The organism is Pseudoalteromonas sp. NS-SX12, assembly GCF_057367955.1.
The window spans coordinates 2302586-2323468 of record NZ_CM170634.1 but is presented as its reverse complement, the minus strand read 5'-3'; the positions used below and the strand labels follow the sequence as shown (position 1 = coordinate 2323468).

At 41.1% G+C, this 20883-nt stretch carries 17 protein-coding genes; 4 read left to right on the top strand and 13 right to left on the bottom strand.

Annotation, left to right across the window (positions count from 1 at the left end):
- The first annotated feature begins 172 nt into the window (after positions 1-172).
- Both sppA and ansA read left to right on the top strand, forming a co-directional pair.
- Positions 173-2038: a signal peptide peptidase SppA gene (gene sppA, locus AC2IOM_RS10765; RefSeq protein WP_486358347.1), complete on the top strand. Its 1866-nt coding sequence runs from the start codon at positions 173-175 to the stop codon at positions 2036-2038.
- 61 nt (positions 2039-2099) lie between these two features.
- Positions 2100-3110 carry an asparaginase gene (ansA, locus tag AC2IOM_RS10760; protein WP_486358346.1) on the top strand — a complete coding sequence of 337 codons (1011 nt, stop codon included), beginning with the start codon at positions 2100-2102 and terminating at the stop codon, positions 3108-3110.
- Between the two features lie 61 nt (positions 3111-3171).
- On the opposite strand, the gene msrB is transcribed toward ansA, so the two are convergent.
- Both msrB and gndA read right to left on the bottom strand, forming a co-directional pair.
- On the bottom strand, positions 3172-3543 hold the full coding sequence (gene msrB / locus AC2IOM_RS10755; RefSeq protein ID WP_100913455.1) for a peptide-methionine (R)-S-oxide reductase MsrB: 372 nt from the start codon (positions 3541-3543) through the stop codon (positions 3172-3174).
- Positions 3543-4916 carry an NADP-dependent phosphogluconate dehydrogenase gene (gndA, locus tag AC2IOM_RS10750; protein ID WP_486358345.1) on the bottom strand — a complete coding sequence of 458 codons (1374 nt, stop codon included), beginning with the start codon at positions 4914-4916 and terminating at the stop codon, positions 3543-3545. Before gndA ends, msrB begins: the two co-directional genes overlap by 1 nt.
- Positions 4917-5383: 467 nt before the next feature.
- Here gndA and pyk point away from each other — a divergent pair, with 467 nt between their 5' ends.
- Positions 5384-6820: a pyruvate kinase gene (gene pyk, locus AC2IOM_RS10745; RefSeq protein WP_010559990.1), complete on the top strand. Its 1437-nt coding sequence runs from the start codon at positions 5384-5386 to the stop codon at positions 6818-6820.
- A 232-nt stretch (positions 6821-7052) separates the two neighbouring features.
- Here the strand turns inward: pyk and AC2IOM_RS10740 are convergent, their stop codons facing one another.
- The 3 genes from AC2IOM_RS10740 to AC2IOM_RS10730 are packed head-to-tail and all read right to left on the bottom strand — an operon-like array spanning position 7053 to position 9137.
- Positions 7053-7706 (bottom strand): DUF2987 domain-containing protein, encoded by a 654-nt coding sequence (locus AC2IOM_RS10740; RefSeq protein WP_486358344.1) that lies wholly within the window; start codon positions 7704-7706, stop codon positions 7053-7055.
- The gene (locus tag AC2IOM_RS10735) at positions 7699-8502 is read right to left on the bottom strand and encodes a glucosaminidase domain-containing protein (RefSeq protein ID WP_010559988.1); all 804 of its coding nucleotides are present in this window, start codon (positions 8500-8502) and stop codon (positions 7699-7701) included. The genes AC2IOM_RS10740 and AC2IOM_RS10735 overlap by 8 nt, the downstream gene beginning before the upstream one ends.
- 59 nt (positions 8503-8561) lie before the next feature.
- Entirely contained in the window at positions 8562-9137 is a 576-nt protein-coding gene (locus AC2IOM_RS10730) for a hypothetical protein (protein WP_486358343.1), read from the bottom strand.
- A 122-nt stretch (positions 9138-9259) separates the two neighbouring features.
- Here AC2IOM_RS10730 and AC2IOM_RS10725 point away from each other — a divergent pair, with 122 nt between their 5' ends.
- Entirely contained in the window at positions 9260-10558 is a 1299-nt protein-coding gene (locus tag AC2IOM_RS10725) for an anti-phage deoxyguanosine triphosphatase (protein WP_486358342.1), read from the top strand.
- Here the strand turns inward: AC2IOM_RS10725 and AC2IOM_RS10720 are convergent.
- From AC2IOM_RS10720 to prpB, 8 genes are all read right to left on the bottom strand, one after another.
- A complete protein-coding gene (locus tag AC2IOM_RS10720; RefSeq protein WP_486358341.1) occupies positions 10555-10821 on the bottom strand; it encodes a DUF1272 domain-containing protein in 267 nt (88 codons plus the stop codon). The two genes, AC2IOM_RS10725 and AC2IOM_RS10720, sit on opposite strands and share 4 nt — an antisense overlap.
- A 206-nt stretch (positions 10822-11027) precedes the next feature.
- Entirely contained in the window at positions 11028-12953 is a 1926-nt protein-coding gene (locus AC2IOM_RS10715) for a CHASE2 domain-containing protein (RefSeq protein ID WP_486358340.1), read from the bottom strand.
- 77 nt (positions 12954-13030) lie between these two features.
- A complete protein-coding gene (locus AC2IOM_RS10710) occupies positions 13031-13408 on the bottom strand; it encodes a Crp/Fnr family transcriptional regulator (protein ID WP_010559983.1) in 378 nt (125 codons plus the stop codon).
- Positions 13409-13659: 251 nt separating this feature from the next.
- Positions 13660-14451: a putative porin gene (locus tag AC2IOM_RS10705; protein ID WP_486358339.1), complete on the bottom strand. Its 792-nt coding sequence runs from the start codon at positions 14449-14451 to the stop codon at positions 13660-13662.
- Between the two features lie 276 nt (positions 14452-14727).
- On the bottom strand, positions 14728-15891 hold the full coding sequence (prpF, locus tag AC2IOM_RS10700) for a 2-methylaconitate cis-trans isomerase PrpF (RefSeq protein WP_486358338.1): 1164 nt from the start codon (positions 15889-15891) through the stop codon (positions 14728-14730).
- 18 nt (positions 15892-15909) lie between these two features.
- A complete protein-coding gene (gene acnD, locus AC2IOM_RS10695; protein ID WP_486358337.1) occupies positions 15910-18504 on the bottom strand; it encodes a Fe/S-dependent 2-methylisocitrate dehydratase AcnD in 2595 nt (864 codons plus the stop codon).
- 336 nt (positions 18505-18840) lie between these two features.
- A complete protein-coding gene (gene prpC / locus AC2IOM_RS10690; RefSeq protein WP_486358336.1) occupies positions 18841-19965 on the bottom strand; it encodes a bifunctional 2-methylcitrate synthase/citrate synthase in 1125 nt (374 codons plus the stop codon).
- Positions 19966-19976: 11 nt separating this feature from the next.
- Entirely contained in the window at positions 19977-20849 is an 873-nt protein-coding gene (prpB, locus tag AC2IOM_RS10685; protein WP_421971864.1) for a methylisocitrate lyase, read from the bottom strand.
- Positions 20850-20883: the final 34 nt, after the last annotated feature.

Below are 20883 nucleotides of genomic sequence, written 5' to 3'. Positions count from 1 at the left end.
GGTTTAACCAGTTAACTCAAGCTTGTCCAAAGTGATCTCTTAACTTACTCACTAACTATAATGTTTTATCTAAACTTTTTTGCTAAACACTTAGTTACGTTTTTCATTTAAGTTTGCCTAAAAAGTAAGTTAAGATGGTAATAGATGATAAATCTATATATAGGATAGGATTTTGGTTAAAAAGGCATTTGTAGGCTTTTGGAATATTTTAAATTTTTCAAGACGCCTCGTATTAAACATTCTGTTCTTCTTTATTCTAATTGCACTGTTTGTATCAATTATGAGTTCAGAAGACGAAATTATTGTTGAACAAGACTCTGCGCTAGTACTGTCATTATCTGGCAATATTGTTGAAGAGAAAACATACATTGACCCTGTAGAAGCAGCACTTAATGACTCTATGGGTTCAAATGATGAGCCGCCTGAAGTATTGCTTGACGATATTTTGATGACGATTAAGTACGCAGCAAAAGATAAAAAAATAAAGCTGTTATTACTCGACCTACAAAAAATGCAGGGCGCGCATCTTAATAAATTAAAGGCTATTGCAGCACAGCTTGATAAGTTCAAAGAAACTGGCAAAAAAGTATATGCATACGGTGATTATTATTCGCAAGCGCAGTATTACATTGCCAGTAAAGCCGATGAAATTTTAATGCACCCATATGGCGCTGTTGATATTTCAGGTTATGCAACTTACCCGCTTTATTTTAAAGAGGCGATTGATAAGTTAGAAATCTCACAACATATCTTCCGCGTTGGTACGTTTAAGTCAGCTGTGGAGCCACTGATCCGCAGCAACATGTCAGAAGCTGCAAAAGAAGCAAACAAAGCATGGTTAGACGCGCTTTGGCTTGAATATAAAACAGACGTTGCAGCACACCGTGGTTTTGAAATAACAAACTTTGACGAAGATATGGAAACGTACAAAGAAAAGTTTGCCAAGGTTAATGGTCATTCAGGTCAATTCGCATTGCAATATAAGTGGGTAGACCAGTTAGTTAGCAAAGAGGCATTACGCCAAAAGCTAATTGCAGAAGTAGGCAGCAATGAATCAGGTAAATCATTTAAACAGATTTCATTTAACAAATATTTAAAAACGTTAAAACCTCCGTTCCCAATTGAAAACCCAATTACGGACAAAGTTGCTGTGGTTGTTGCAAAAGGGAACATTGTAGATGGCGAACGTAAAGCAGGTGAAATCGGTGGTGATTCAACAGCTAAACTACTGCGTCGCGCTCGCTTAAACGACAAAGTAAAAGCCGTTGTACTGCGTATTGATTCAGGTGGCGGTAGTATGTTCGCATCTGAAATTATTCGTGCAGAAGTGTTAGCGTTAAAAGACGCAGGTAAGCCTGTTATTGCCTCAATGGGCTCTGTTGCTGCATCAGGCGGCTATTGGATTGCAGCAAACGCTAATGAAATTTGGGCGGCGCCAAGTACTATCACTGGTTCAATCGGTGTATTCGGTACTATGATGACATTTGAAAAGACCCTCGCTAAGTTAGGTGTTTATTCAGATGGTGTAGCAACAACCGATATGGCATCGTTTTCTATGCTGCGCCCACTTGAGCCAAAGCTAGCTGACGTTATTCAAATGTCTGTAGAAAGTGCGTATGACCGCTTCTTAACGGTTGTATCTGAAGCGCGCGGTATGGATAAAGCGGAAGTTGATAAAGTAGCACAAGGTCGCGTTTGGATTGGTACAAAAGCAAAAGAGCTTGGTCTTGTAGATGCTCTTGGTAATAAGCAAGATGCAATTAAACGCGCAGCTGAGCTTGCTAGCTTATCGATGTACGATGTTATCACTATTGAGCATCAATTAACTGAGCAAGAAATGCTAGTGCAAAAGATTTTTGGCGAATCTCAAGCGGCTGCATTTGTTAAAGCGTACATTAGCAAAGACGATTACGCGCCAGTTAAAAACAGCATAATGCAAACAGCACATGGTCTTAAACAGCAGGTATCAAGCTTAGAGCAGTTTAACGATCCAAATGGCGTTTATGCTAAGTGTTTAGTGTGTACAGTTAGCTACTAAACGCTACTTATACCCTAACTTTTACACTATAATAGCCCGGTACAACTACCGGGCTATTTTTATGAAAAGAAAGAAAATATATATCGCCTACACAGGCGGTACCATAGGTATGAAGAAATCAAGCAAAGGCTATATTCCAGCTGAAGGATTTCTTACTCAAACAGTTAAAGCCAGCGCTGAATTTAATCGTGAAGAAATGCCATTATTTGATATTCACGAGTATTGCCCGTTAATTGACTCTTCTGATATGAGCCCGATGCATTGGCAGCAAATCGCTGATGATATTAAAGCAAAATACGCAGATTACGACGGTTTTGTCGTACTACACGGTACCGATACCATGGCCTATACCGCATCTGCCCTCTCCTTTATGTTGGAAAATTTAACCAAACCGGTGATTGTTACTGGGTCGCAAATACCACTATCGCAATTGCGCTCAGACGGTCAAGTTAACTTACTCAACGCAATGTATCTAGCGGCTAATTACCCTATCGGTGAAGTAAGTTTATATTTCAATAATCAACTTTACCGCGGTAACCGTGCAACCAAAATGCATGCCGATGGTTTTGCTGCCTTTGGTTCACCTAACATGTCGCCGCTTGCTAAGGTAGGCATTAATATTGAGTTAGTTGCCGGTCAATTAAGCCCAAGTTTAAACAATAAACTGGACGTCACTAAAATTACGCCTCAGCAAATTGCCGTATTGCACTTGTATCCAGGCATTTCTGTCGACCTGATTAAAAGTATGATGACAGACTCTTTAAAAGCACTTGTACTATTGAGTTTCGGTGTAGGTAATGCACCTCAAAACCCTGAAATGCTTGAATTATTTAGTAGCGCAACACAAGCAGGGTTAGTAATTATCAACCTTACTCAATGTATTCAAGGCAGTGTTAATATGGGTGGTTATGCAACCGGTAACGCACTATTAAATGCGGGCGTAATTAGCGGTTACGATATGACATTAGAAGCCTGTCTTACAAAACTACATTACTTACTTAGTCAAAACTTAGAAGTTGAAACGGTACGTCATTTAATGCAAGACAACCTAAAAGGTGAGCTCTCTCGCTAGAGCAGATGTAATATGCCAATAAAAAAGCGCCCTACGGCGCTTTTTTTTAACTAACTTGTAATTACTTTGCTTTAAAATCTAAACACACTGAGTTAATACAATAGCGTGTACCCGTAGGCGGCGGACCATCATTAAATACGTGGCCAAGATGCGCATCACACTGCTTACAACGCACTTCGATGCGTTCCATGCCATGTGAGCTATCACGTAAGTAACGAATACTTTCTTTTTCACTGAAACTAAAAGCCGGCCAACCACAACCAGATTGAAATTTATCTTCCGATTTAAACAACAAAGCATTACAGCAAACACAGTAATAATCACCCGACTCAAAGAAGTCGTTATATTCTCCCGTAAATGGGTATTCAGTGCCCCCATCTACGCACACATGTTTTTGTGCGTCGGTAAGGTGTGTTTGCCATTTTTTATCCATTATCGTACTTTTGCTTCTATATGAGTTAAGTCAGTTAAATGACAAGTTTCGCCTTCGTGCGTTTTAATACCATGCTCACCAAAGTAATCGCGTTGTGCTTGCACTAAATGACCATTGCTTGGTGTTGTAAGCGTTGCATAGTAAGTTTGCGTAGCTGCAAGTACTGGGAACGCAAGGCCTGATCTTACTGCGTCAGCGGCAATGTTGCGAAGTGCGATCACTTCATCATTTAAACCATCAATAAAGCCGTTACCTTCTGCGATTTGATCTAAGTAATCTGCACGAATAATACAGCCTGCACGCCATGTTTGTAACGTTTTAGCTAAATCCACCTTCCACTGATGTGAGCGTGATGCACCTTTAATCAAGGCTAAACCTTGGCGGTAACATAAAAGGCTCGCTAAGTGGAATGCTTTGCGTAATTCTTCTAGATCAATGTCTACTTTCGCAGGTTGCTTTGCTGCGTACGTCATTTCTAACGCTGCGTGGGTATCTTGCGTATTGGTTAAGTGGCGAGCTTGAACCGCTGCGACTAACGACGGTACCGCAATACCTAATTCAAGGGCATTTTGTGCAGTCCAAAGGCCTGTGCCTTTTGCACCAACTTTGTTATCGATTAAATCAACAATCGGTGTATTGTCGCTCGAATTAAGCTTTAAAATATGGCTTGAAATTGACAGTAGGTAACTGTTTAGTTCACCTTCAGACCAAGTATCAAAAAGCGCTGCAATTTCATCATTTGATTTACCGCAGCCTAAACGCAGTAAATGATACACTTCAGCAATTAACTGCATTAACGCATATTCAATGCCGTTGTGAACCATTTTTACAAAATGACCTGATGCCGATTGACCAACACGAGCAAAGCACGATTCGCCATTATGACTTGCCGCTACTTTTTCAAAGAAAGGAATAATGCGTTCCCAACCGCCTTCAGAGCCCGATGCCATCATTGCCGGACCATGACGCGCTCCTTCAGCACCACCCGAAATACCCATAGTGGCAAATTCAAACTTATTTTGATATTTCAGTTTACGGGCAATACCGTCTTTATAATTACTGTTACCGCAATCGACAATAATATCGTTAATATCAACGCCCGCTTCAATTAATTCTGAACACACTTTATCTACCAACTCGCCTGCTGGTACTAAAAGTAAAATTGAACGCGGTGTTTCAAGACGACGAACCATATCGGATAAGTCGCTTACAATATGCAGTCGTTCGGCAAACCCTTCTTTTTTCGCTAAGCTCAGTAAATCTTCGCCTGCATCTGGGTTTTTGTCATAAGCGACGAGATTTAAACCTTTCTCAATTAAATTTAAGGCAAGGTTCTTACCCATAACGCCTAAGCCAACTAATGCGACTTGCATATAAAATCTCCTAACTGTTAGGTGTGAATTCATTGCTAATCTAAATTTTAGTCAGTGCGATGTTTACACTGGATTTTTAGATTAGTTAAGCGGTAATGGCGCGCATTATATGGCTTTTCGACCAGCATGCAATTTTATTATTAAAAAAATTATAGAATATAATTTCTTTGCTAGGCCTTAATTTTACTCGATTTGTTCAATTCTCTACCGAATATCAATCGTCTAACGACCGATTTCAGCGGACTTATGTCCTTTTTGAGGGCTATTAAGATAATTTAAAAGGCGTATAATAAAATTTACATAAATATTATTCATACTAAATCTAGTGTGCAATCAGTTGACGCCAACATGACACCGGTGTCATAATCTACTAACCACACAAAAAGCAAGTATATTAAGCTAGCCTCTTTAGCTTAGTTGTTGTGTAATACAAAGAATATATAGAAATAGCCAACGGGAGCTACTAAATGCCAAGACGTACCAAAATCGTTGCCACACTCGGTCCTGCTACAGATAGAGACGATAATTTAGAAAAAGTAATAAAAGCAGGTGCCAATGTAGTACGCCTAAACTTCTCTCATGGCGTCGCACAAGATCATAAAGATCGTGCAGCAAAAGTACGTGAAATTGCTAAAAAATTAGATACACACATCGCTATTCTTGCCGATTTACAAGGCCCTAAAATCCGCGTTTCAACGTTTAAAGAAGGTAAAGTTGACTTAGCAGTAGGCGCAAAGTTTATTCTTGATGCTGAAATGGAAAAAGGTCAAGGCGACATCGATGGTGTAGGTATTGATTATAAAGAGTTACCACAAGATGTGTCATCGGGTGACTTATTGCTATTAAATGATGGCTTAATTCAATTAACTGTTGATGAAGTTGTTGGTAAAAAAGTGCACACCACAGTCACTGTTGGTGGCGTGTTATCAAACAACAAAGGTATCAACCGTTTAGGCGGTGGTTTAACCGCGCCAGCGTTTACAGATAAAGACAAAGAAGATTTAATCACTGCAACTGAAATCGACGTTGACTACATTGCGGTTTCTTTCCCTCGTTCTGGCGATGATATGCGTTATGTACGTTCACTGGCAGAAGCTGCGGGTTCAAAAGCGCAATTACTTGCAAAAATTGAACGTGCAGAAGCCGTTGAAACGGAAGAAGCCATTGATGATATCGTATTAGCATCTGACGCCGTTATGGTTGCCCGTGGTGACTTAGGTGTTGAAATTGGTGATGCGGCGCTTGTTGGTAAGCAAAAAGCAATTATCAGCCGTGCACGTACACTAAACCGCACAGTTATCACTGCAACGCAGATGATGGAATCAATGATTGATAACCCAATGCCAACTCGTGCAGAAGTAATGGACGTTGCAAACGCCGTACTTGATGGCACTGATGCGGTAATGCTATCAGCAGAAACTGCAGCGGGTGACTACCCTGCTATCACAGTTGAAACTATGGCGCGTGTTTGTTTAGGTGCAGAGTCTCAGCCACAAACTGCTATTTCTAAGCACCGCTTAGATTCAATGTTTGAAAACACATCTGAAACAATCGCACTATCAGCAATGTACGCAGCAAACCACTTAGATTCTGTAAAAGCACTTGTTGCATTAACTGAATCGGGTAGCACGGCAAAATTAATGTCGCGTATTAGCTCTGGTTTACCAATTTACTCGCTATCTCGCCATAACCGCACTCTTGGTCAAACAGCACTTTATCGTGGTGTTTATCCGGTGTATTTCGATTCAACAGAATACGATTCAGGTTCATTGGTAAAACAAGCATTAGCGACATTAGTAAACAAAGGCTATTTACAATCTGGTGATAAAGTAATTTTGACCCATGGTGATGCGATGGAAACTGTTGGTGCAACAAATACACTTAAGTTAGTTACGGTAGATTAAGCCGAAATTAATATAAAAAAACCAGTTCAAATGAACTGGTTTTTTTGTTTTTAACAATGAATAAATCGCTTATATCAATTCTGTTAAGTATGTGATTAAGAATAGCGCTGGATAAATGAAATGGTAACAAGGCGGAATTTTTCTTATGTAGTTGTTCTACATTGATAAATTCTAACGCAGTTAACATGATATTTAGTCCGCTAGGATGATCAGCTACGTAAGTGAATTGGTATTATTTTGCGATATATGGGATCACTTGTTTAATTGGTTGTGAAAACGTTAAACGCTTGTCTTCCCCTTCCACATCAAGCGATTCAATTGTACAGCGATTGTCTTTACACTTAATTTCATCGCCCGCGCCCATTGGTGCAGCTACTGTGTTGTCAAACACTAAGGTGACACCCTTAACTTCTGGCATCATAAACGAGAACAACGTACGCATTAAAAAGCCAGACAAACGGCCAATTAAATCATCAAACTCAGTTTGCAGCTTTGCCATTTGTCTTAACGACACACTGTCACCGTAATCTTGGCTTGATTCCATCTGCAATTTTAACTGACATTGCTCACCCGCTTTTGGCTGTACCACGATAAGGGCTTTGTCTTTATCGAGCGTTTCGTCAAACGGTAACAGCAATTTGCTGGTTTTCGTATAATTAAGCGGATACTCATTGGTTTTAGTAATAATACTGCCGCTTTCAATCGTACAGGGATTGGCGTTTTGGTTAATTAAATAAAAACCAACATCTGCGCTTGCGTAATCCCCTTTCGACATCACTTTTAAACGGTCATAAAAGCCATCATACGAGACAACAAATTCAGACGCATTTTCTGCTAACGAAAGTGTTGATGCAAAAATGCCTGCCGCCACTAAAATCTTATTCACCGAAATACCTTTGATTCGTCATTAACATGTGATTTAGTTCATCAATATAGGCTTGACCACGTTCTGAGTAGCTGCCAAGACCATTCAATAACTTCTCGGCTAGTATAATCTGCTCGTCGTAGCGATTGCTTTGCCTTAGATCACGAAGTTGTTGATATGCCGGGTGCGTATTAATATTTCTGAAATAGGCCCGCACACTTTGCTCAAGTGTTTTAAATGCCGCAACTTCATGGCTTCGCCCCTCATTACGCTTATTAGGTACCATGCCGCAGCCTTCTTTAAAGCACCATAAACCAAAGAAGTTTAAGCCAATACGTGCAAAACGCGAGGTACCCCAGCCTGATTCGTTAGCCGCCTGTGTTAACACCATGGCACGTGGAATCATATCAACACGGCGTAATGCACGGGTTAAGTTTTCTTCGTTAACAGTGTCGTCGAGCTTATATTCAACAAGAATTTTCTTTAACGGTTTGATTTGTGCATCGGGAATGGCAAAGCCGAGTTCTAGCTCGGTTAAGGCTAAATCAATTTTTTCCCGTTGCTTTAGTATGCGTTTGTTTTCCGCGATTACATGTGGCTTCAACAAATCAAAAAATGCTTTTTTGCGCGCTTTCACATCACGAATTTTCGCAAAATCAGGCAATTTGACATTATGCAACGGCTTTTCAACAACCACTTTTTTTACTTGTGTTGTTTTATCTTTAGATTCGGCTTGTTTGTCAGAGTCAGTGAGCCAAGGAGCGACCAACATGTAACCAAACAAACACACTATAATTAGTTTTAATAATAACTTCATATAAAATTTAAGTAGTTTAGAAATGTCTAAAAAAAGGAACAATTCTACACTAATGCATACTAGGACGTAAGCTTTTTAATCTTTGCCCTATCCCAATAAATACTGTGACCCACTAATGAACTAAGTGCTTTATTAAATAATTCGAAACTCGCAAACGGCGTCATTTTACCCGTTAAGCAGTACCAAGAATGTGAATAACAATTGCGTTTACTCACATGATAATCGTGATAAGCAAACACCTGACGAGCAACGTGTTCTTGGTCAAAATCAAATATGATTGGCTTGGCAAGCGTGTCTGTTGCAACAAAAATATGCTGACCACTGCGGTCTTGTAAAAAGCGCTTAAAACTAATGGCGCGCGATAACCCAGAACCGTGTAGCTCTAACACAAGATCATCGTCAATTACTAAGCCTGTGTGGATAAACCCGTTGTACACACCACAGCACACTATACTGCCAATTTCCGGCGTTATTTGAAATTCACTCGGTAGATGGTCGCACGGATAGCGACCGACCGCACTGCGTGCCTTTAGACCTAGCTTACGTTGTTTATCTTGCTTTTCTATCTCACTACGATAAAACGAATTTGCTAACACTGCGGCCGCTGAAACGCCGAGCAAAATTGGTAATGGCATAATCTCACTCCAAATATCACCCTAGCTTTAACTATGGCACAGCTTATACCTTAATAGTGTTTTAAGTTGTTGCAATTTATGTCTAAAATAACACTATGATAGAAGTAGATTAAATCGGATTTATGACTGAAGAATGGCTTGCTAGACGTTATCAAGAAAACAAACATCGTCCCGACGATAAACGTTCCCCGTATCAAAAAGACCGCTCTCGCATTATTCACGCAGCCGCTTTTAGGCGTTTACAAGCAAAAACCCAAATTATGGGCATTGGCGTAAATGACTTTTATCGCACCCGATTAACCCATTCACTCGAAGTAGCACAAATTGCCAGTGGTATTTTAGGTCAACTAAGAGCAAATCCGAGCAATGCATCATTTTCAGCATGCTTACCTTGTCGCAGTCTTATCGAAACGTTATCACTAGCACACGACATTGGTCACCCGCCTTTTGGTCACGGCGGTGAAACGGCTCTAAATTACATGATGCGTGCGCACGGTGGATTTGAGGGCAACGCCCAAACACTTAGAATTGTGGCTAAACTAGAGCCTTACAGTAAAGGCTACGGTATGAACCTAACACGCCGCACTTTATTAGGGTTTATAAAATACCCGCAGCTGATCAAATCGTTATGGAATATTCCACATGATGATGGCACAGATAAATTTATCAACTCTACTCGTTGGCTTCCCGCAAAAGGGCTTTATTGCGAAGAAAGCACGGTGTTTGATTGGGTATTAGCACCGCTTTCAGATACAGACAAAACCATATTTACATCATTTGCCGAAAATGCAAATGGCATTGCTCGCACCCAATATAAATCCCTCGACTGTGCCATTATGGAACTAGCCGATGATATTGCGTACGGTGTGCATGATTTAGAAGATGCGATTGCCACAGGCATGGTAAATCAGCATCAATGGCATGAATTTGTCGCAAATCATTTGAGTGAGTTAGAAGACGGTTGGCTTAAAACCAATTTACCACGTATTTCTGCCCAACTATTCTCACGCGATGAAGCCGATTTAAAAGAAGTAATTGGCGAACTAGTTAATTTATTTATTACGCAGGCTAAAGTGAAAAAGCTTGGCGTATTTGACAGCCCGTTACTCGATCATTCGGTATATTTAGAGAAAGAGTTATTTATTTTACTTGAAGGGTTAAAGCAATTTGTGTTTCGTAACGTAATTCGCCACCCAGAAATGCAGCAAATTGAATTTAAAGGACAAAAAATTATTTCCGATTTATTTGCCGCGTTTGCCAGCGATCCGCTAAGGTTGTTACCTCATACCCGTCAAACAATTTACCAAGCGGCACTTGAAAACGGCGAAACCGGCTACCGTCAACTTTGCGATTACATCTCATCAATGACCGATGAATACGCCATAAAAGTACACGGTCGCTTATTTACTACTGAGTACTAAGCTATTTTTGAGTCGTCGTAAAATACTGTACCATCGTCTTTTGATACATTACGACTACAGTGACTTTCTTGTGTTTCAAGTAATTCACTGGGTCGTAAACTACGTTCTTTTAATGCTTCGCCACAATGGGGACATACATCAATTAAACATTCGCTACTCAGATGAAAACAGTTGGTGCACTCAAAGCAACTCACATCCGTTTCACTTTGTGCTTGTTCGCTTTTTTGACAATGGAACAATGCGTGTTCTGCCATATTTGACATTACGATCCTCCTTTTTGTTTGAACATAAAGAAAGCAACCCTGTTTGACAAGCTTATTTAATGAACAATTACTAAAACCAGTAAAAAGTGCTAATTAGTGCATTTTAATTGTCACAATAGCGCCATATTTATTAATCCATAAATGTGACGAAGCGCACTAATCTTTCCTCGTACTCAGGTGCGCTAGCATAAATGCATTATAGCCTGTCATTTGTTATCTAAATATGACTCACCACCCCATGATGCTGGGAGTGCTTGGCGTTTATATTCCTCGATGCGCTCAAGAAACAATCTACATAAAACCATTAACTCTGGTTGAGAATAAAGTGATTGGTAGTTGGTGTGCGCTTTTTGCCAATCTCTATCGCAATACGCTAAAAATGCTTGTGTTAATGTCTGTTGGTGCAATGAGCTTTCAAAATAACAATAGATATTGATGGCCTGCGATTTACCTTTTAATACCACTTTGTCAATTAAGGTAAAATGGGATTTGTCGTTGAGTTGCTCATAAACAGCTTGTCCAATCAACACATCACTGCCGTACAATCTATTGACGCTTTCCAGGCGCGCCGCTTGGTTTACTGCATCGCCAATGCAGGTGTAATCGAATAAAATATCTGAGCCAAGATGACCAACGATAACTTCGCCATAATTTACACCTATACGCAGTTTCAGTTCAGGAAGCCCCTGGCGTTTGAATTCTTCATTGAGTTTTATGCAAGTTGCGTTCATTTCAATTGCCGCAGCAACCGCTTTTTCAACCGAGTTTTCACAGGCTACCGGTGCACCCCAAAATGCCATTACCGCATCGCCTAAATATTTATCAAGCGTGCCCCCGTGTTTTACGATAATGCGACTATGCGCTGTCAGCACCTGATGCAAAATATCCGCAACCTGTTCAGCCTGAGTTTGCTCAGCGAGCTTGGTAAACCCAGCTAAATCAGCAAATAAAATCGCTAAAAATTTACGCTCACCGCCAAGCTCTAACGTTGTAGGGTTGTCTTTAAGCTCATGTAATACCTGATCGGATACATAGCGTGAAAACGCATTGGTAATAAACTGCTGCTGTCTTTGCTGTTTTTGAAAGCCAAGGACAAAGTAAAATAAATAACTACTAATTGCTATCGCACACAAACTTACTAGCGGCAGCGAAACACTATGATAAAACGTAAAAGTTGAAATAATCACAATGAAACCAAGTAACTTAGCCAAACCTAGTAGTGATTTTTTCAACGACGCTGCAGTAAATAGATAACTTGCAAACAATGCAACTAACAAAGCTAAAAACGCGGTTTGCAATACAGTTAACGTTGAAATACTTAACCCGTTTTGTACATTAACAATCGCGTTAGCATGCACCTCAACACCCGACATTGTATTGCCAAATAACCAGGTAAACGGCGTACGATAGCGGTCAATGGCCGTATCACCAAAGCGGGTATTGGCAAGAATATCGATGCCTACTAATACAATTTTATCTTTGAAAATATGATCGGGTAACAGATTTGCACTTGCAGCCTTGACGAAAGGTATCGTTACAAAGCTGTTTGTATCGCCAATAAAGTGAATTTGGGTATTATTTGTGGGGTTTTGTGCGCTAAACGCGTAACTTATACTATTGCTGCCACGCGGTAAACGTCTTATCACACCATCAAGATCAGATGACAATTCAAAAGACTTAATTTTTGCACCCGCATCTCGATAATAATTTAATAAAGAATCGTCCTGCCCGCTTTGACTCTTTGCAAAATAAACAGGCAATTTGCTAGCTGTTATACTGCGTGCAAAACTAGAAGCTTCTTTCTCATTTGCATTAGGTAAAGCATCTATAGTTAGGTTTAATACAACCGCTTGGGCGCCTGCCTGATTTAACCGTTTTAGTAAATTAGTGTAATAACCTGCAGGCCAAGGCCAACTAGATTGATAGTGGGCAAAACTTTGCTCGTCGATTGCGACAATTACAATGTCAGTTTTACTGACTTTGGCGGGAATAATACTGGATTGTGCATCAAATGCCGCGTTTTCAAGTTGCTGCCAAGCATCACTTTGTGACAAAACGTACACACAACACGCACTTATTAACGACGATAACAGGCTATACAACAACCACTTTTTGCTAACCTGATTAAACATACAAGTAATTAACCTTGAAATATGGGTTCACGCGTTGTGCTAGTCTATTTTACGCAAAGTTTGACTTTACTGAACGTTTATTCGCCTTCCGCTTCTAACAAGGTGACAGGCTCCATTAAACGTTCTGTGGTTTTTTCTAAACGTACCGCCAAGCCTTCTATTATGCGTGCGGCAATACCCGCGTTATTCGCTAACATTTCTTCAAAGCGTTCGCGCTCGTATACTTGCAATACGGTATCTTCTGTTGCAATGGCACAACAACTACGCAATGAATTTGTGATAATCGCCATCTCACCTAAAAACTCACCCTCGCCTAAGTAACTTAATACCACGGATTGTCCCATTTTTGATTTGACCAGCTTAATTTTACCTGAGCGGATCACATACATACGCTCTGCTTTGTCGCCTTGTTGAAACAAGGTTTGACCTTCTAATAGGGTTAATTCGCGGGTCATAGTATTCCTTACTTATAAATTGACTTAAGGCTAAATTATCGCGATTAATCAAGGTGATGTCTACGACTTAATGACTAATTAACCTGAGCTAGGGATAACAAACTGCTTTCCAGAAGGAATAAAACAAAATGGTTATTATATTTCAGATGCTTAGCTAGTTTCTCAACCCACATTCAGGTTAACTAAAATCTTTTAACATTAAAAAAGGAAGCCAATGCTTCCCTTTTATAAGATTACAATCAACGGTTCTTTTAGAACTGCGCTGTTAGGTTAATTTGATACATATCGTAATCATAATCGCTATCTAGATTTGTGCCATAACTACCCGATAAAGCCCAGTTGGTATTAAAGTAATAACGCCCACCAACTTGAATATCATCAGATTTATTAACTGATGCAAATACTGATAAACCTTCATTGAAATAATAGTTTGAGCCTAATAACCAATGATCGAAATCACCTGCATTAATATCAAGGTTTACAGTTAGATAACGGCCTTGCCCAAGCTCTGCATAATATTTTGTATCTAGGCTTAAGTAATCAAACTCGTCGTCAACAGATGCCGTAAAGCCAACATAATCCGTTGTGTTTAAACTTAAATTATACTGTGCAGTTGCATAAAAGCTGCCATCTATACCTCGCGCATCAGAATCACGGTAGTGAATACGTGCAATTAAATCAGGTGTAAATAAATAACCAAATGACGCCTCATAATAATCTACATCACCCCAACTTGAATCTGAATTTCTGTAGCTACCACCAGCTACAAAGTTATTGAAGAAATATTCACCGTGCACACCAATTGTATCAACATCATCATTGTCGTTATAAAACGCACCAATGTTCGACTTGGTATTGATGTAAGAAAATTCATTGTATGGGCCAAGTGCTTTACGTGCATCAAAGTAATATAAAGTTTCGATATGGAACAGGTTGTCTTCTTCAACATCCGCATAAGCGGCGTGACTAATTGATTGATACTCATTTGCACAGGCTGCAAATGATGTAAGCGTAACTAAACTCGCTAATAGTGTTTTTTTCATGCTACTTTCCTTGTGTAGTGATTTTCTCGACGGTGGGTATTATAGAAAGCATTGAATCACGGACAACCATAGCGCCATTTACATTAAATCAATAATATCCTTTTCTATTCATAGACTTAATGCTTTTTAATCAGATTTAACACCGGGTTTACAATGGCGTTTATTTATTATATCGCACTATAGAGATCTCTTACACGACTTTAAGACAAAACACCCGCTTATAGAACGAAAAAAGGAAGCCACAGCTCCCTTTAAAATTAATGATTTACAGCGTATTCACAAAGGTACGTGTAACACACCTTCCATTATGACTCTTGCACTTCGGCTCATACTGGCAAATTCTGCTTGCCAGCCAGTGTCAGTTTCAACTGTTTTGGCGCCGACTTTCATGGTGCCTGATGGATGACCAAAGTTCACATCAGCAATATCACCGCCACCAGCAGCTAAATTTACTAATGTGCCTTTTGTCACAGCAGCGCAGGCAATCGCAACTGCTGCTGTACCCATCATCGCATGATGCAGTTTACCCATAGAAAGCGCTCGCACATTTAAATCAATGTTTGCACTTTTAACCATATCACCGCTTGAGCTGATGTAGTCTTGCGAAGGTGAAACAAACGCAATTTTTGGCGTGTGCTGGCGCGTTTTCGCTTCACTCGCATCGCTAATTAGCCCCATTTTAAGCGCCCCTGCGATTCTTAGCTTCTCAAAAAAGGCCAGCTTGTCACTATCATCATTGATGTCTTCTTGCAGCTCCACACCACTGTAATTAATATCATGACTATTAACAAAAATAGTGGGAATACCCGCATTAATCATAGTAGCTGGAATATCCCCTAATCCCTCAACCGTTAACGTATCGACCAAATTCCCTGTTGGGAACATGTTTTCGCCCACTGGGGATGGCGCAAGGAATTGCACTTTAATTTCGCTGCTTGCAAATGCGACACCATCAAGTTTGAAGTCACCAAATTCATTAACTTCGCCGTCTTTGACGGGTACTTGCACCACCAGCGTTTTTTCGATGTTTTTTTGCCAAATACGTACTTCAACATCGCCATTTTGAGGAATACGTGACGCATCCACTAAGCCATTGTTAATGGCAAATGCGCCAACAGCTGCCGTTAAGTTACCGCAGTTCCCACTCCAATCAACACTTGGTTTATCGATTGCAACTTGGCCAAATAAGTAATCAACATCGTGGTCCGCTTTATCGCTTTTAGCGACAATCACTGTTTTACTGGTGCTGGACGTTGCACCGCCCATACCATCGATTTGCTTCTCGTAAGGATCTGGGCTGCCAATCACACGCATTAGTAACTTATCGCGAAATTCGCCAGGCGCTTGTGCTTCAAGCGGTAAATCACTGAGCTTAAAAAACACCCCTTTACTGGTGCCGCCACGCATATAAGTTGCTGGAACTTTATATTTTGTTGTCATAGTGAGATATAGCAGCGATTAACTCGCTGCTGTCTCCGCTAAAAAGTCTTGTGCAAAGCGCTGTAAAACACCACCGGCACTGTATATAGAGACTTCTTCCGCTGTATCTAAACGACAGGTTACCTGCACCTCTACTACTTCACCATTTGCGCGATTGATAATCAGCGTTAAATCACACCCTGGCGCAGGTTCCCCTTTTACATCAAAGGTTTCTGTACCATCAATTGAAAGCGTTTTACGCGTTGTGCCAGTTTTAAATTCAAGTGGCATAACACCCATACCAATTAAGTTAGTACGGTGAATACGCTCAAAGCCCTCTGCCACAATGGCTTCAACCCCTGCTAAGCGCACACCTTTTGCCGCCCAGTCACGAGATGAACCTTGGCCGTAATCAGCACCGGCAATAATAATTAGCGGTTGTTTACGTTCCATATAGGTTTCAATTGCTTCCCACATACGCGTTACTTTGCCTTCTGGCTCAATACGCGCAAGTGATCCTTGTTTTACTTCACCGTTCTCAATCACCATTTCATTAAACAGTTTAGGGTTGGCAAAAGTAGCTCGCTGCGCTGTTAAGTGATCGCCTCGGTGCGTTGCATACGAGTTAAAGTCTTCTTCTGGTAACCCCATTTTGGCAAGGTATTCCCCTGCGGCACTGCTTGCTTGAATAGCATTAGACGGTGATAAATGATCCGTCGTAATGTTATCGCCAAGTACAGCAAGCGGACGCATGCCTGTCATAGTACGAGGTTTTGCAAGTGCGCCTTCCCAATATGGCGGACGGCGAATATAGGTACTCATTTCACGCCAATCATACAGTGGGTTATTGTCTTCGCCGTAATCCACGGTTAAATCGAACATTGGCGTATAAACCGCATTAAATTGCTCTGGCTTAACGCTTTTTGCAATTACCGCATCAATTTCTTCATCGCTTGGCCAAATATCATTTAAGCGAATTTCTTTACCCTCAGCTGACACACCCAGTACATCGTTTTCAATATCAAAACGAATACTCCCTGCAATTGCATAGGCAATAACCAGTGGTGGCGACGCTAAAAACGCTTGATTAGCATGTGGGTGAATACGGCCGTCAAAGTTGCGGTTACCCGAAAGTACTGCTGTAGTATATAAATCGCGCTCAATAATTTCTTGTTGAATAACTGGGTCTAGTGCGCCACTCATACCATTACACGATGTACAGGCAAAACCCACCACACCAAAACCTAAGCTTTCAAGCTCTGGTAATAAGTTTGCTTCTTCCAAGTAGCTTTTAACCACTTTAGAACCCGGCGCAAGCGAAGATTTAACCCAAGGCTTACGAGTTAAACCGAGTTTATTTGCATTACGTGCAATTAAACCTGCGGCAATCATGTTGCGTGGGTTTGATGTATTGGTACAGCTAGTGATAGCCGCCACAATTACCGCACCATCTGGCATTTGTGTATCTGTATGCGAGTAATCACCCAGTAAGTCGGTGTTTTTAAGTTCACTCGTTGCGACACGGCGATGCGGGTTTGAAGGCCCTGCGATATTACGGCCAACGGCACTTAAATCAAAGGTTAATACGCGCTCGTATTTCGCCTCAGTCATTTCAGAGGCCCAAAGGCCTGTGGTTTTTGCGTATTCTTCTACTAGCTTAATTTGACTGTCTTCACGGCCTGTTAGCTTTAAGTAATCAATGGTCTTTTCATCAATGTAGAACATGGCCGCAGTTGCGCCGTATTCTGGCGTCATATTTGAAATGGTTGCACGATCACCTAAATTTAAGTGCTGCGTACCTTCGCCGAAGAATTCAAGATAAGTAGACACCACTTTTTCGTTACGTAAAAACTCGGTAATTGCTAACACAATATCGGTTGCTGTAATGCCAGGCTTACGCTCACCTACAATTTCAACACCGACAATGTCAGGTAAACGCATATACGAAGCTCGGCCTAACATTACGCTTTCCGCTTCAAGGCCACCCACACCAATGGCGATAACGCCTAATGCATCTACATGGGGTGTATGGCTGTCTGTGCCTACTAGCGTATCTGGGAAGGCAACACCATCACGCGCTTGAACTACTGGCGACATTTTCTCAAGGTTAATTTGGTGCAAAATACCGTTACCTGGTGGGATAACATCAATATTTTTAAATGCCGTTTTAGTCCAATTAATAAAATGAAAGCGGTCTTCATTACGACGATCTTCAATCGCACGATTTTTTTCAAATGCGTCTTTATCGTAACCACCGTGCTCTACCGCTAGAGAGTGGTCAACAATCAGCTGTGTTGGTACAACAGGGTTAACTAGTGATGGGTCGCCGCCTTGCTCTGCGATTGCATCACGAAGGCCTGCTAAATCAACCAGTGCGGTTTGGCCTAAAATATCGTGACAAACAACACGTGCTGGAAACCACGGAAAATCAAGGTCACGCTTGCGTTCAATCAATTGTTTTAACGAATCAGATAGCATTGAAGGCTCGCAGCGGCGAACGAGGTTCTCAGCAAGCACTTTTGAGGTATAAGGTAATTGTTGATAGCTACCCGGTGAAATGGCATTCACCGCAGCTTCAACATTAAAATAATCTAGGCCGGTATTGCCTAGCTTTTGACGGTATTGGGTATTCATATGGGCTCCACAACAAACTCGGAGTAAAGGCATGCTAGGCATGCCTTGATATAATGCGAATTACATAGGGTCTGTTGAGCTTTACTGTTCTGTTTTTGTTCTCTTTGAGCGTGCTTTTATCGCGGCGCTCGATGTGTGGCCTAGCAATCTAAGCGAATATCGAGCAACAATGAGAAAAGTGCGCTCAAAAGAACCGTTCGGCAGCGCTTGATCGAGTTTTCTACTGTGTTATCGGCTGGCTCACATAGAATAACTATGCCACGCAGCCTCTGTCTTGTATAAAACCCAATCAAACTGCTGCAAAAACGAACTTAAAAGTTCAACAGACCCTAGAAATTAACGCGCTGAAATAGGTGGTACTTCGCGTGCTTCTGGGCCTGTGTAATCTGCACTTGGACGAATAATACGGTTATTAGCACGTTGCTCTTTCACGTGTGCTGTCCAGCCTGTTACACGGCTCATTACAAAAATTGGCGTAAATAACGCTGTTGGAATACCCATAAAGTGATAAGCCGATGCATGGAAGAAATCAGCATTACAAAATAGCTTTTTCTCACGCCACATTACTTCTTCACAGCGCACAGACACTGGGTAAAGCACGTCATCGCCTACTTCTTTTGCAAGTAATTCAGACCACTTTTTAATGATCACATTACGCGGGTCAGACTCGCGGTAAATTGCGTGACCAAAGCCCATGATTTTTTCTTTACGCTCAAGCATACCCATCAGTGCTTCTTCGGCTTGATCAGCACTTGTGAAGTTCTCAATCATATCCATTGCCGCTTCGTTTGCACCACCGTGCAGTGGGCCACGCAGTGAGCCAATTGCACCGGTTACACATGAATGTACATCAGACAGTGTTGATGCACACACGCGCGCTGTGAAGGTAGATGCGTTAAATTCATGCTCTGCATATAAAATTAGCGATACATTCATCACCTTAGCAAATAGCTCGCTTGGTGCTTTGTCGTGTAATAAATGTAAGAAGTGCGCGCCAATTGAATCGTCATTAGTTTCAACATCTACACGTACACCGTCGTGCGAGAAACGGTACCAATAACAAATAATACTTGGGAATACCGCAACCATACGGTCGATATGATCATTCACATCGTTAAAGTTGGTTTCCATTTCAAGGTTGCCGAGCATAGAACAACCGGTACGCATTACATCCATTGGGTGCGCTGTTTTAGGAATCGATTCTAGAACGGTTTTAAGTGCCGCAGGTAAACCACGTAGTGATTTTAGTTTTGCCTTGTACTCATCAAGTTGTGATTGATTTGGTAATTCGCCACGGCTTAAAAGGTACGATACTTCTTCAAATTCAACTTTATCTGCAAGTTCTGAAATATCATAACCACAATACGTTAAACCACTGCCTGATTTACCTACTGTACATAACGCTGTTTCACCAGCAACTTGACCACGTAATCCTGCTCCGCCTAATGCTTTATCTACCATTTTCCTGCCCCTTATTTATTATTCTGAAAAAGTTTATCAAGTGTGTTTTCAAACGAGTGGTAATCTAAAAAGTCATACAACTCGGCGCGAGTTTGCATTGAATCAATTGCGCTTGCTTGCGAGCCTTCACTTAAAATAGTGTTGTACACATTAAGCGCCGCTTTATTCATAGCTCTAAACGCACTTAGCGGGTAAAGCACCATACCTACACCCACTTCTTCTAATTGGGTTTTTGAATAAATTGGTGTTTGGCCAAATTCAGTAATATTGGCAAGAATTGGTACATTAAGCGCATCGCTAAATGCTTTATAGTCGGCAAGGTCGTGCACGGCTTCTGCAAAGATTGCATCGGCACCTGCTTCAATACATGCAGCTGCGCGGTCGATTGCGGCATTTAATCCTTCTTTTTGAAACGCATCAGTACGCGCCATAATATAAAAATGCTCATCCGTTTTTGCATCAACCGCCGCTTTAATGCGGTCAACCATTTCTTGCTGACTTACGATTTCTTTGTTTGGACGGTGGCCACAACGCTTTTGCGCGACTTGATCTTCAATATGAAAACCCGCTGCACCTGCTTTTGTCATTTCTTTTACGGTACGAGCAATATTAAATGCGCCGCCCCAGCCTGTATCTGCATCTACTAGTAGTGGTAAATCAGATGCACTGGTAATACGGCGAATATCTTCAAGCACATTATCTAAGCTGGTCATGCCCAAATCAGGTAAACCGTAACTTGCATTGGCAACCCCTGCGCCCGATAAGTAAATGGCTTTATGCCCTACCTTCTCTGCCATCATTGCAGTATAGGCATTGATAGTGCCGACCACTTGAAGTGGTTGGTTCTCTGCTAATGCTTGGCGAAACTTCAAACCTGCTGACATGTATGTCTCCTTTGAACGGTATTTTTATATTTGT